This window comes from Streptomyces sp. NPDC048514, from assembly GCF_043199955.1.
GTDB lineage: Bacteria > Actinomycetota > Actinomycetes > Streptomycetales > Streptomycetaceae > Streptomyces.
Genome location: NZ_JBICWT010000006.1, coordinates 125,942 through 138,370, shown reverse-complemented (window position 1 = coordinate 138,370; position 12,429 = coordinate 125,942). Strand labels below are relative to the sequence as shown.

Sequence of the window (12,429 nt, the reverse complement as noted above, 5' to 3'; positions counted from 1 at the left end):
TGCCTCGGTGCCGAACGGTGCTACTGCCGCCGGGCGCGGCAGCGCTCAGCGTTCGGCCGGCGGGAACGCGGCCAGCTGATCCTTGACCCAGGGGTCGAACACGGCCAGCCGCTTCTCGGCCGAGGGGTGGAAAGTCGCCAGCTGGTCCTCGATCCAGCGATCCGTGGGCTGTCGGGCGGTGTGGTGGCGGCCGAGGTGATGACCGGTGTCGGCTGCCGTGACCTGTGCCGGCACGTGCTCGGCGGCGGCCGGAGTGGCCGCCGTCGCCGGGCCACCGCCCAGCAGGACGGCGCCCGCGGCCACCGTGGCGCACACGCCTGCCATCGTCGTACGGGGCGTCAGCCTCATGATCCTCTCCTCTCTACGTGACGGGCCTCTTTCGTGGCCGCGATCGGGTCCTCGCACGTCGCGAGCCCGTAGCGACACCACGGAGGCCTTTGGACGGCGCACCTACCCACTCGCACTCCTCCCACACGGTCCGGCGTTCCCAGGGTGGACCCCTCGTGTGGGCGACCGAGTCGTCCGCCGGCTGCCACCCACTTCTCCCGCAGGCCGTCTGTCACACCGGCGGAGGACTCCCTCGGCCACGGCCACGCCGGGCTGCGCCGGCCTGCCCTCACGTCGCGTCTTCAGGTGGCCAGGATGCCGTCCAGTTCGGCCGCGAACAGCCGCTCGGGGTCGAAGCCCATGCCGGTGAAGTGGCCGGCGATCTCGAGGGACAGAACGCCGTGCAGCCGGGTCCAGAAGGTCAGCGCCCGGTGCAGGGCCGCGGGCGGGGCGGGGTGGCCGTCCGTCCACTGCGGCAGGTCCTCGGGCCGGGCGCCGAAGAGTGCCGGGGGAGTGGCCGGGGATCCCGGCGGCAGCGTCGCACACGCGTCGAGCAGAGTCGTCATGATCTCGGAGGCGATCGCGGTGATGTCGTCGGGCGCGTGGTAGCCGGGGACGGGCGTGCCGTAGACGAGGAAGTACCGGTGCGGGTCCGCCAGGGCCCAGCCGCGCAGGGCGTACGCGAGCGCGGTGAGGTCGGGCCCGGGTTGCGCGGCCGCCCGGAAGGTGTCGGCGAGGCTTCGGTAGGCGTCCCTCACGAGCCCGGTGATCAGCTCGTCGCGGCTGGCGAAGTACCGGTAGAGCGCGGGGCCGCTCATGCCCATCTGCTTGGCGATCGCGTTGAGTGAGAGCGCGGACGCCCCCGCCGCCGCGATCTGCTCCCATGCCCGCTGCTTGATCTCCGCGCGCACCTGGGCCCGGTACCGCTCGCGCGGTGTCCTCGTGTCCGGTTCCTTCACCGACCTGCCACCCTTCCGCACTCTCGCGGCCATGGCCGCACCATCTGGTTAGAACCTATCACGGTAGTTATTGACACTCGCGATAATGCCCTGTTAGAACTTGTAACGAACGACAGAGCAGGTAACGAACACGGGATGCGGTGGAGGTCGCCATGAACGCCGAACGACTCGTCGAGGTCGTACTGCCGGGCACGGTGGAGCCGGAGGGGCTCCAGATCCGGCACGGAGACGTCCCCGCCCCGGGCCGCGGGCAGGTCGTGATCCGGATGGAGGCGACCGGAGTCTCGTTCGCCGAGCAGCAGATGCGCCGGGGCCGCTACTACGACCAGCCCCCGTTCCCCTTCGTGCCCGGCTACGACCTGGTCGGCACGGTCGTGACGACCGGTGAGGGCGTCGCACCGGACCTGACCGGCACCCGGGTGGCCGCCCTGCTCAAGGTCGGCGGCTGGGCGAGCCACGTACTCGTCGACGCGGCCGACCTGGTGCCGGTGCCCGACGGGATCGGCGCCGCGGAGGCGGAGACCCTCGTCGTCAACGGCGTCACCGCCTGGCAGATGCTCCACCGAAAGGCCCATGTCCGAGCGGGACAGACCATCGTGGTGCACGGTGCCAACGGCGGCGTCGGCTCCGTCCTCGTCCAGCTCGCCCGGGCCGCGGGTGCCCGGGTGATCGGCACGGCGTCCGCACGCCACCACGAGGCCCTGCGCGAACGCGGTGTCACTCCCGTCGACTACCGCGGCGACGGCGTCGCCGCGCGGATCCGCGAACTCGCCCCCGACGGGGTGCACGCCGTCTTCGACCATGTCGGCGGCCGCGGCATCGTCGACTCCTGGCACCTGCTCGCAGCCGGCGGCACCCTCGTCTCCTACGGCAGCGCCTCCACTCGCGACGACACCGGCTCCAAGCAGTGGCCGGTACTCAAGCTGCTCGGCCGGGTATGGCTGTGGAACTCCCTGCCCAACCGCCGCCACGCCTGCTTCTTCAACGTCTGGGCCGGACGGGCACTGGCCAAGAGCAGCTTCCAGGCCCGCCTGCGCGCCGACCTCACCCAGGTCTTCGCCGCCCTGCAGCGCGGCGAGGTCACCGCGCAGATCGCCGCCCGGCTGCCGCTCACCCACGCCGCCGACGCCCTGCGGCTGGCCGAGTCCGGCACCGTCGCCGGCAAGGTCGTCCTGACCCCATGACCCCGCACGCACCCGCCGTCCAGGCCGCCGACGCGCCCGTCTCAACGCGACCAGGGCACACTGGCGCCTCATCTGTCACGGCGGACGAGGGCCACCGGAAGACGCTCGTCGGCCGGGCCTCCTCCGGGCGGTGCTCACCACCGGCCGAGGCTCCTCACCCGCGGGCCGAAACTGTCCGGTCGCACGGGTCGAATGTCACCTTGAGCCACGCAGAGGGTGTTCCACGGCAGAATTGCTGGTCCTGACCGGAACGAGCCACTGACCGTCGGAGCGCGGTCGATCCTGTTCCCTTTTCGGCTCTTTCCCGGCTCGCGGCGTTGATGATCGAAAAGCGTGGCAAGGGCCGCCCCGCGTGCTTTTCGGACAAAGTCAATAGGCCTTCTGTGGGGCAGTGGGGGGTCTCCCCTAGGATCAACGGCAAGCGCTGCGGGTTGGGCCTGTGGTGCCCTATTTCCGAGGGAGACGCAATGGGCGAGTCGAACACCGACCAGAAGATCCTCGAGGAGATCGAGGAGTTGGACTCTCTGGAGGTCCTGGAGGCTGAGGACCTGGACGACAGCGTGGCCTTCCACGCGTTCCGGTTCACCAGCTGAGACCGCTCGGACCAGGAATGAAAACAGGTGGGCGGCCCGGTTTTCCGGCCCGCCCATCCGTTGCGGTCGTCCGGCCGGTATTTAAAGGCATGAATCGCCGCTTGTTCTCCGTGGGAAAGGTTTCACGTCCCCTGTGACGATTTACGTACGGCTGTTGCGGCACCGGCGTTTCGCCGGCCTTTGTTTCGGGCAGATGGTCTCCCTCCTCGGCGACGCGTTTTTTCCCATCATTGTCGTGGTGGCGGCCGCGAAGGCGGGCACGCCTGCCGAGACCATCGGCGCCGTCTTCGCCGCCCGTTTCGTCGCGCTGGGCGGCGTGGTGCTGTTCAGCGGGGTTCTGCTGGACCGGTTCGATCCGGTGCGCGCGGCCGTCGTCGCCGACTCCACCCGCGTCGCCGCTCTCGTCGCGCTCGCCCTGGTCTGGGACGGCCGACTGGACGCCGTCGTCATCGTCGTCGCCGTACTGATCGGACTGTGCGAGGCGGTCAGTGAGCCGGCGCTGCTCGTCGTCGCGCCCCGGGTCCTGCCGCACCGCGCGGCCGACGGCCCCGCCGACGAGGAGGACGCCGAGGTCACCGCCGCCTACGGGCTGCTGGAAGGCATGCGCAACAGCGCCGGCATGGTCGGACCGACCCTGGCCGCCGCCGTCGTCGGCGCACTCGGCGCGTCCACGGGCGCCGTGCTCGCCGCGTTCGCCTTCGGTGTCTCCGCCGGCGCCACCCGCTGGGCGGGCACGCGCATCAGGACCCGCTCCGGACCCGGCCCCGCGCAGGCGCGCCAGGAGTCCGACCCGGCCAGCTCCCAGCCGGACGGCCCGCCGAGCGATGCGGGCGGCACGGACGCGGACGGCGCCGAACCGTCCCTGCTGCGCACCGCCCTCCAGGGCCTCGCCGTACTGTGGCGCATCCCGTGGCTGCGTCACGTGCAGCTCCTCGCCGTCGTGCACGTGGTGTTCGCCGTCGGCCCCTGGATGGTCGCCCTGCCCGTGTTCCTGATCGAGCGCGGCCACAGCGCCGCCGTGTACGGGTTCGTCCTGGGCGCCTTCGCGATCGGCAATGCCGTGGGCGCCCTCGCCGGCGGCCGTGTCCGCGGCCGGCACCGCGGTCTGTACGCACTCGCCCTGCTCGCCCTGTACGGCGTGACCGTGCTGGCTCCCGTGGTGACCGGTTCCGTCGTGCTGCTCGCCGCCGCCTTCTTCGCGGGCGGCTTCGGGCAACAGGCTTTCGACGTCGCCAAGATGACCGGACTGCGCCGCGACGTGCCCGAGGAACTGCACGGCCGCGCCTTCTCGGCGGACTTCTTCTTCTCCTTCGCCTCCCTGCCCCTCGGACAGTTGCTCGGCGCCGGACTCCTCCGCTTCGCCGACGCCCGCTCGATCATGCTGTGGGGCGGCGTCCTCGTCCTCGTCTCCACCGCCGCGGTGGCCGTGCGTCCGGACGCCCGCCGGTTCGCCTCCGCGCCGCCCGCGGAATACGTCCCGGACCCCGGAACACCTCTCATGGAACGGTCACAGGATGCCGGCACACGTTGATCTCTTCGAAGAGCACGGCGAGGTCGCGGCACTCTGGTCCGCCCGCCCCTACAGCGGTCGTACGGTCGTGTGCTTCGACCGTCACCTCGACCTCAAACCCCTGGCTCCAGGCGGCTCCGAGGCGCTGCGGGCCGCTGCGGACGAGGGGCGCTCCCCGGCCCCGCTGGTGCGCCGGCTCCCGGTGCGCGGAGTGGACGGAGCGTTCGGCCTCGACGACTTCTGGTCCGCCGCGGCCATCACGGCCGGCCTCACCGACCTGGTATGGGTGCCCAGTTGGCGGTCCTTCGACGGCTGGGTCGAGCACGCGCTGGACGCCGTCTCGCTGATCAACACCGCGGGCGCACCGGCCGAACCGCGGGCGGAGCACTGCTGCCTCGCGGTCACCCTGTGCGGAGTCCGGCTGTCCGTCGTACCCCCCGACCTCCTCGCCGGCCATCTCGACCGGCACGTGCACACGGACGTCGTGACCGACATCGACCTGGACTGGCTGGTCGACGAGCACGGGCGGTGCGAGCACAGCGCACGGGAACTGGCCCAGCTCGTCGGCGCCTGCGGCGGCGAACTGACCGCGATGACCTGGTCCACGCGGTCCGGCTTCCTGCCGTCCGAGTACCGCACCGTGGGGGCGGACGTGGCCACACGGCTCGGACTGAGCGCCCGGCAGTCCTCGTACCTGCCCGCGACGCCGTGGCCGCAGGATCTGATGCTGCGCGTCCACCAGGGCGCCGAGCCGCCCGGGCCGGCGGCGGTCGGCGACGGACCCGAGGCGGGCATCGTCACCGCCCTGCACGGCCTGGCGCATGCGGCGCGGCGGCCCGAAAGCGCGGAGAAGTGCTTCGAGCTGGCCGCCACGCGCGGCTACCGCTCCAGCTGGCTCGCCTACCGGATCGGCGCCACCCACTTCTCCCGCGGTGACCACCGCACCGCGCGCGCGTACCTGCGGGAGGCGGCGGCCATCGACCCCCAGGACACCCTCGGGACCCATGCCCGGATCATGGGCGCGCGGGCCACCCTGCGCCTGGACGGCGCCGGCGCCGCCCTGGACGAGTTCCACACGCTCGCGGCCGAACTGCCGTTGCGCAAGGGGGTCTGGAAGACGCTACGCCTGCTCGCTCGCGCCGAAGGCGACCTGGACACGGCGGAGTCGGCCGCCCGGCAACTGCGGCGGCTGGCCCGCCTGACCGGACCCGGTGCCGCCGCCAGGTCGGAGACGGACCTGCCGTGATCGACGTCCTCCTGGTGATGCCACCGGTCAGCGAGGCAGTGCAATTCCCCTACCTGGCACTGCCCCAGCTCACCGCGGCCTGGACCGCCCACGGGTACCGGGTACGCACCCTCGACCTCAATCTGCGGTACCGCGAGGAGGTGCTCCTGCGCCCCCCACCCGCCGCTGAGGCGACGGCGATCGACAAGCCGTCGAAGGCGGCCGCCATCTACCGCGACGTCAGCGAGGACTACCGGGCCGCCCACGGGGACCTGCTGCTGCGCACCTCCCGGGACCGCTCCGCCGGATTCGCCCAGGAGACGGCCATCACCGCGACCGGACGCTACGTCCTGCAACAGGCCGCCCGGGACGGCTGGATCATCCCCGGGACGCCCCGGCTGGGGCAGATCGACCAACTCGTCGAGGCGTCCCTCGACACGTGGTCCGCCCGCTGGTGCACCGACCGCCTCGACGCGCTACTCGTCGAACTCCGGCCCCGCCTCCTGGCCTTCTCCATACCCTTCTTCAGCCAGATCGTCCCGGTCCTCGCCCTGACCACACTGCTCAAACGACGCAGGCCGGACGTCCGGATCGCCCTCGGCGGACCGACCGTCCAGATGTGGGCGGCTCTGCTGCGCCGCCGCACCGCCGCGGCCGGCGCGGTCGACCACTGGTGCCTGGGCCACGGCGAGGACTTCCTGGACGGCGTACTGGGAACCGGCTCGGGCCGCCCCGGAAAGGCGGTGGAACGGCCCGCGGACGGCCTGCGCGACGGCTTCGTCCTCAACCACCAGCCCGCTCCCGACTTCCGGCAGTTCGACTTCGCCGACTACAGCAACCAGGCCCACCAGTTCCCCTACCGCCTCACCGTGGGCTGCTACTGGGGACGGTGCACGTTCTGCTCGTACGGCAACCGCTACCGCGACGCCCGGGCCTTCCAGCAGATCGACCCCGGCACCGCGGCCCGGCACGTCGTCGCACTAGCCCGCCGGCTCGGCATCACCGATGTGGCCGTGGCCGACGAGAACACCGGCCTGCGCCACCTCTTACGGGTCATGGACGCCGTGCGCCGCGAGGGCACGGACCTGACCTTCCGGGTACGGGCCCGCCTGGAGCCGGAACTGGCGGACCCGGGCTTCTGCCGCCGGCTGCGCGAAGCCGGCTGTGTGCAGATCTCGACCGGCTTCGAGACCGCGCACCAGGACATACTCGACTCCCTGCACAAGGGACAGGACGCGGCCCACGCCGAGCGGGCCGTGCTCAACCTGACAGGTGCGGGCATCGTCACCAACCTGTCCTTCATGGACGGCTACGACCACCCCCGGGCCGCCGAGGGGCATCGCGACACGGCCGCCGTCATCCAGCGCCACCCCGCGGACATGGGCCTGGACACCCTGCAGCTCCTCGTGGCCGAACCCGGCAGCTACCTGTGGGCGGCCCGGCGGCACGAGCACGACGACCCGCTCGTCACCAACGACGGACTCGCCTTCGCCGCGGGACGCGTCGGAGGAGCGGTCCTCGACGACGGAGGGACCGACGAGGCCCGCGACCGGCTGCTGCGGATGACCGTCGAGGTCGTACCCGACGCCGAGCGGGCCGGCCGACCGGACCTGCCGCAGCACACGGACGGCCGGCCGGACGCGGCCGGGCCCCCGGCGGCCCGGCCGCGGTTCGCCGTCGCCCTTCAACGGGTGGGCGGCCGCTGGTTCCTGGCCGACGTGGCCTGGCCCCGGATGGCGGCCGTGCCCGCCGCCCTGGCGCCCACCCCGGACGGCCGGTTCCGGGCCGACGACCGGGACGGCCGGCGCTGGCTGCACCGGATGCTCGACAAACGCCTGCTGGAGCCCGACGGGCCGGACCCGTCCACGGCATCCGGCACCCGCCGGGCACCCGGGGCACCCGAAGCCCTCGAAGGGAGGAGCGTGTGATGGAGAAGCTCGGACTGGGGCTGGGCATGGACATGATCTGGGGGGAGCGGATCGGCTTCGAGAAGACCGGCTCCGGCCGGCCCACCGACCAGGTGGCCGCCTTCCTCAGACACAACGCCCCCGCCTACGACTACATGTTCGTCGCCTTCCAGCCCATCGACTACGGACCACTCGATCCCGAGCGCTACTTCCCGGCGTACGACCGGCTCTTCGAGCTGTTCGGCGCCGAGCGGCCCCGCGCCTTCCACCACACCATGCTCAACACCGGCAGCCCGGAGCGCTACCGGCGCGCGGAGATCGCGGACTTCACCAACAGGCTGATCGAGCGCTACGGATTCCGCTGGGTCATCGAGGACCTCGGCATCTGGTCCCTCGCGGGCCGCAGCCTGCCCTACCCGATGCCGCCGGTCCTCACCGCGGAAGGGCTGGAGCACTGCCTGACCGGTGTGACCGACTGGGTACGGCGCCTGGAGGCCCCCCTCTCCGTGGAGTTCCCGGGCTTCACCGAAGGCGGCAGCTTTCTCGTCGGCGACCTGGACGCCTTCACCTTCTACGACACGGTGATCCGGGAGACCGGCGCCCTGGCGACCATCGACATCGGGCACATCCTCGCCTACCAGTGGCTGACGGGCCGCACCGGGCCGCGCATGTTCGAGGGCCTGGACGCGCTGCCACTCGACCGCTGCCACGAAGTGCACCTGTCGGGCTGCCAGATCGTCGACGGGCGCTTCCGCGACCTGCACCACGGAGTACTGCTCGACGAGCAACTGGCCCTGCTGGAGCACCTGCTGCCGCAGATGCCGAACCTGACCGGAGTCACCTACGAGGACCCCAAGTTCACCGCCGACGGACAGCTCGTGCCGAAGTCGCGGCCCAACGCGGAGCGGCTGTTCGCCCTCGTGCGGTCCTGGAAGGAGGGCGGCGCCCGTGCCGCATGAGACCACCGCTCACGTCCTGACCCCGCCCACGCGGCACGAGCGGATCCTGACGGTCCTCGACCGGCTGCTGTACGACAGCGGCTTCCGCGAGGCGTTCACCGCCGACGGCCCCGCCAGTGACCGGCTGGCGCTCGACCCCGACCTCGTGGACGCCTTCGGCCGGGTGGACGTGCACGAGCTGGCCCTGGTCGGGCGGAACATCCGCTCAGCGGTGGTCTCCGGCGGCAGCGGCACCGGACCCGGCCTCAAGGGGGCGTTCCCCCGCACCCTGGACGAGCTGCGAGACCGGTGCGGGGCGACGGTCAACCAGGTGGCCGAGCGGTTCATCGCCTCGCCGTCCTTCCAGCGGTTCCGCGACGTCCCGTTCTCCCCGCACGGCCGCGGCTCGACCCTGCCCGAGTGCTTCCACCGTTTCATGGCCGGCCGGCCCCCGGCGCTCGACCCGCTCGGCGAGCTGGAGCCGCTCGTCCACCACGAGGCCGCCGCCGCCGTCGTCCGCGCGGTCGCCACCGGCGCCCATGCCACCTTCGACGTCACCGTCGAACACATGGCTGTCCACGGCGGCGTCCTGTGCGGGTTCCGCGCGTACGACGAGGCGTCCGAGGCATGGCGGCTGCAGCCGACGATGTTCCTGGCGGGAGCGGGCCGCTGCGTGATCGGCCCGGCCGGCCGCCCGCTGTACGAGGCCCTGACCACCTTCCTGGACGGCCGCCTCGACTCCCTCACGCCCCGAGTGCGGACGTCACTGGAGGCCCGAGTGCGCGCATGGGGGCTGCGATGAACACGCGGCGAACCGAGCGGCCGGAAACGCACCGGCCCGACGAGACGGACCGGCTCGACCTCGACCGCTTCCACCGTGACCACTGGCGCCACCGGCCCGTCGTCCTGCGCGGTTGCGGCCCGCGGTTCCTGGCACCGGCCCTCACCTGGTCCGACGTCACGGCGCTCGAAGGCCGCCTGGAGGGGGACACCTCCGGCGCGGGAGTGCACCGGCGCCCCGACGGAACGGTGCTGTTCGTCAACCAGGCTCAGCACACGATGCCTCGACTGGCTGCCGCCTGCGAGAAGCTGGCCGGTCTCTTCGGCTGGGACGCGTGCACCGCCGACCTGTCCGTCACCCGCGGCGGCGGCGCCGGAATCGGCTGCCACTTCGACCACAGCGACAACTTCGTCGTACAGCAGCAGGGCTCCAAGAGCTGGCGCGTCGGACTGCCCGAGCACACCAGCCGCGAGCGGCAGCGCAAACGCATGCTGGAGACCCGGGGGTTCGTCCCGTCGGGCAGCCTCCCGCCGCGGCCCTGGGAAGTGGTGCTGCACCCCGGTGACGTGCTCTACCTGCCGCTGTTCGCCCCCCACGAGGGGGTCGAGAACCCGGACGGCGCCGACGAGGGGTCGGTCAGCGTCTCCTTCTCCTACAACGCGCGCAGCGCGCTGGGCACCCACCTCAAGCCGCTGCTGCGCGCACTGGCCGCGCAGGACGCCTGGTGGGAGCCGCTGCCCCTGGACGGGGCCGACCCCGAGCGGCTCGAGGCCGCACTCGTCCGCGCTCTGCGCACCATCACGCGTCCGGCGCCCGAACCAGCGGGACAGGGGGAAGCATGAGGCTCAAGGAACTCGCGGCGGACAGGTCCGCGGCCGGGTTGCCCGATCTGTCGATGATCGTCCTGGCCGAGGACGACGAAGCCGTCGCCGCCGACGAGCAGGTGCGCCGGGTCGTGGCCCGGCAGTACCTCGTACGGCTGCTGCGCGCCGTCAGGAGACTGCGCGAGGAGCGTCCCGACGCCCCCGAGGTCGCCCACGCCCTGGAGCTGCTGGACGCATGGGACGTCGACGAGGCCCTGAGCCGGGCGCTGCGCCCGGACATGACCGGCTGGATCTGGCGCAGCACCACGCCAGGCACCGACCCGGAAACCCTGCTCGCCCAGCTCGGCCGGTGCCTGGCCCCCGAGCAGCCGGGCGCGCCGGCCGGCGTCGACCTCGGCGCCAGGCGGCCCGTGACCCCGGTCGTCACCACCGCCGCCGGAAGCCGCACCGCCCAGTTGTTCTCCTGGGCCTGCGAGGGCGACGAGGACCCGCTCGACCTCACCCCGGAGCGGGCGCACGCGTTCGCCGCCATCGTGCAGCGAGGGGCCGACGCCCTGGCGGCCGTGTGGCCCGAGGGCCGCGAGATGGCGGCGATCGACATCCAGGCGTTCGCGGCACTGGGCGGCCACCGCGGCCTGCGGCCGCTGAACTTCAGCATCCACGGCCTGCGGGGCCTGGTCCTGACCAGCGAGCGGCCCGCCTACATGCTGGCCCAGACCCTGGTCCACGAAGCCACCCACCAGCGCTTCAGCGGCATCCTCGACTGCGTGGCGGTGGTCCGCAATCCCGAGGCACGGCACCACTCGCCGTTCGTCGACGCCGAGCGCCCGCTCGGGCACATCGTGCACGGCGTCCTCTCCTTCATCAACGACGTCCACGTGGCCGGCCGCCACCTGGCGGTAGAGAGCGACCCGGTCGAACGAACCCGGATCCAGCGCTACCTGGCGCTGAAGACCGATCAGCTGCGGATCGCCGAGAAGAACCTGCTCGAAGTGGCCGAACCCACCGAGCACGGCGCCCGGTTGCTCGCGGGATGCCGGAGCGCGATCGACCGGCTCGACCGTGGCTGACCAGGAGCCCCACGGCCCACCGACCGCCACGGCCGCCCCCGCCGAGGACACCGTCGACGCGGCAATGACGCGGGCCCGGGCCCGGCTCGGCCCCCTGGCGCACGTCGAACGCGACGAACACGACGGGCTGTGCCGGGTGCGGCTCCGCCTCGGCCCGGCCCGGCACGGCCACACCCCGCAGTGGGGCGTCGCCGCCCACGACAGCGCCTACGTGGCGGCCGAGCTGGACAGCGGCGTGGCCAGGCTGCTCGACGACCGGGCACTGCTGTCCCGGCGCCGCCCGCTGTCCGGACCGCTCTCGGGTCCGGCGCTGCTCACGCCCCCGATGGCGGGCATGCTGGTGCACGAATGCTTCGGGCACACCAGCGAGGCCGACAACTACCTGGCCCAGCGGCAGGCCCTCGGCCGGTCCCTGGGTGACGAGTGGACACGCACGCCGCTGACGGTACGGGACCGCCCGACCGCCCGCCCGTACGCGGGCAGTTACCTCCGGGACGACGAGGACACCGCCCCCCGGACCGTCACGCTGGTCCGTGACGGCCGCTGGAGCGCGCTGCTCACCTCCCGGGGGACCCGGGCCCTGAGCGCGGGCAGCAGCACCGGGCACGGCCGCGGCGCCCCGGGCGCGGTCGTACCGCGCTGCAGCGTGCTCGAGACGGAGGCGGGCCCGTACGCCCAGGGGGAGCTGCTCGAACGGGTCGGCGACGGCTGGCTCCTGGGAACCGCGATCGGCGGCTTCTCCGCGCGCGAACACCTGGTCCTCGAAGCGCTCTGGGCACGCAGGGTGCGCGACGGGCGGCCGACGGACGAGATCGTGGGGCCCGTTGCGGTCTGTGCGCCGAAGGCGGCGCTGGCCCGGCAGATCGCCGCGGTGGGCAGCGACGTGCAGGTGCACAGCTCGCCGTACACCTGCGTCAAGGACGGTCACGAGGTCGGCTCCACCCTCATCACGCCTTCCCTGCTCCTCACCCGCTGCGTGGTACGGCCGCTGGAGCAGGTGCGTCGGTCCGCCGGCCGCGCGCGGCCCGCCGCCTGACCCGCCGGGGACCACCGGACGCGCCGCACGGGAGCACAGATCGATGGAGCTACAGGCTCCGAGGGATCCCCGGGG

Annotated in this window: 12 protein-coding genes; 10 read left to right on the top strand and 2 right to left on the bottom strand. The window is 72.7% G+C overall.

Annotated elements, in window-relative coordinates; all coding sequences use genetic code 11:
• Positions 1-45: 45 nt before the first annotated feature.
• Positions 46-348: a hypothetical protein gene (locus tag ACGFT2_RS15110; RefSeq protein WP_393277891.1), complete on the bottom strand. Its 303-nt coding sequence runs from the start codon at positions 346-348 to the stop codon at positions 46-48.
• Between the two features lie 281 nt (positions 349-629).
• Complete coding sequence (locus tag ACGFT2_RS15105) at positions 630-1,319, bottom strand: TetR/AcrR family transcriptional regulator (protein ID WP_393277889.1); 690 nt, start codon at positions 1,317-1,319, stop codon at positions 630-632.
• 119 nt (positions 1,320-1,438) lie between these two features.
• On the opposite strand from ACGFT2_RS15105, the gene ACGFT2_RS15100 reads away from it, so the two are divergent.
• From ACGFT2_RS15100 to ACGFT2_RS15055, 10 genes are all read left to right on the top strand, one after another.
• Positions 1,439-2,470 carry a medium chain dehydrogenase/reductase family protein gene (locus tag ACGFT2_RS15100; RefSeq protein WP_393277887.1) on the top strand — a complete coding sequence of 344 codons (1,032 nt, stop codon included), beginning with the start codon at positions 1,439-1,441 and terminating at the stop codon, positions 2,468-2,470.
• Positions 2,471-2,937: 467 nt separating this feature from the next.
• On the top strand, positions 2,938-3,063 hold the full coding sequence (locus ACGFT2_RS15095; protein ID WP_393277885.1) for a hypothetical protein: 126 nt from the start codon (positions 2,938-2,940) through the stop codon (positions 3,061-3,063).
• A gap of 133 nt (positions 3,064-3,196) precedes the next feature.
• On the top strand, positions 3,197-4,594 hold the full coding sequence (locus ACGFT2_RS15090) for an MFS transporter (protein WP_393277883.1): 1,398 nt from the start codon (positions 3,197-3,199) through the stop codon (positions 4,592-4,594).
• Complete coding sequence (locus tag ACGFT2_RS15085; protein WP_393277881.1) at positions 4,578-5,819, top strand: tetratricopeptide repeat protein; 1,242 nt, start codon at positions 4,578-4,580, stop codon at positions 5,817-5,819. Before ACGFT2_RS15090 ends, ACGFT2_RS15085 begins: the two co-directional genes overlap by 17 nt.
• Positions 5,816-7,726 carry a B12-binding domain-containing radical SAM protein gene (locus ACGFT2_RS15080; RefSeq protein WP_393277879.1) on the top strand — a complete coding sequence of 637 codons (1,911 nt, stop codon included), beginning with the start codon at positions 5,816-5,818 and terminating at the stop codon, positions 7,724-7,726. The genes ACGFT2_RS15085 and ACGFT2_RS15080 overlap by 4 nt, the downstream gene beginning before the upstream one ends.
• Entirely contained in the window at positions 7,726-8,664 is a 939-nt protein-coding gene (locus ACGFT2_RS15075) for a DUF692 family multinuclear iron-containing protein (protein WP_393277877.1), read from the top strand. The genes ACGFT2_RS15080 and ACGFT2_RS15075 overlap by 1 nt, the downstream gene beginning before the upstream one ends.
• Entirely contained in the window at positions 8,654-9,445 is a 792-nt protein-coding gene (locus tag ACGFT2_RS15070; protein WP_393277875.1) for a hypothetical protein, read from the top strand. Before ACGFT2_RS15075 ends, ACGFT2_RS15070 begins: the two co-directional genes overlap by 11 nt.
• Positions 9,442-10,266: a JmjC domain-containing protein gene (locus ACGFT2_RS15065; protein WP_393277873.1), complete on the top strand. Its 825-nt coding sequence runs from the start codon at positions 9,442-9,444 to the stop codon at positions 10,264-10,266. The genes ACGFT2_RS15070 and ACGFT2_RS15065 overlap by 4 nt, the downstream gene beginning before the upstream one ends.
• Positions 10,263-11,318, top strand: a complete 1,056-nt coding sequence (locus ACGFT2_RS15060) for an aKG-HExxH-type peptide beta-hydroxylase (protein ID WP_393277871.1) — start codon at positions 10,263-10,265, stop codon at positions 11,316-11,318. The genes ACGFT2_RS15065 and ACGFT2_RS15060 overlap by 4 nt, the downstream gene beginning before the upstream one ends.
• The gene (locus ACGFT2_RS15055) at positions 11,311-12,354 is read left to right on the top strand and encodes a metallopeptidase TldD-related protein (protein ID WP_393277869.1); all 1,044 of its coding nucleotides are present in this window, start codon (positions 11,311-11,313) and stop codon (positions 12,352-12,354) included. The genes ACGFT2_RS15060 and ACGFT2_RS15055 overlap by 8 nt, the downstream gene beginning before the upstream one ends.
• The last annotated feature ends 75 nt before the right edge of the window (positions 12,355-12,429 follow it).

Coding starts and splice junctions, on each gene's coding strand:
- ACGFT2_RS15110 (WP_393277891.1), bottom strand. CDS start 348: ATGAGGCTGACGCCCCGTACGACGATGGCAGGCGTGTGCGCCACGGTG.
- ACGFT2_RS15105 (WP_393277889.1), bottom strand. CDS start 1,319: ATGGCCGCGAGAGTGCGGAAGGGTGGCAGGTCGGTGAAGGAACCGGAC.
- ACGFT2_RS15100 (WP_393277887.1), top strand. CDS start 1,439: ATGAACGCCGAACGACTCGTCGAGGTCGTACTGCCGGGCACGGTGGAG.
- ACGFT2_RS15095 (WP_393277885.1), top strand. CDS start 2,938: ATGGGCGAGTCGAACACCGACCAGAAGATCCTCGAGGAGATCGAGGAG.
- ACGFT2_RS15085 (WP_393277881.1), top strand. CDS start 4,578: ATGCCGGCACACGTTGATCTCTTCGAAGAGCACGGCGAGGTCGCGGCA.
- ACGFT2_RS15075 (WP_393277877.1), top strand. CDS start 7,726: ATGGAGAAGCTCGGACTGGGGCTGGGCATGGACATGATCTGGGGGGAG.
- ACGFT2_RS15065 (WP_393277873.1), top strand. CDS start 9,442: ATGAACACGCGGCGAACCGAGCGGCCGGAAACGCACCGGCCCGACGAG.
- ACGFT2_RS15060 (WP_393277871.1), top strand. CDS start 10,263: ATGAGGCTCAAGGAACTCGCGGCGGACAGGTCCGCGGCCGGGTTGCCC.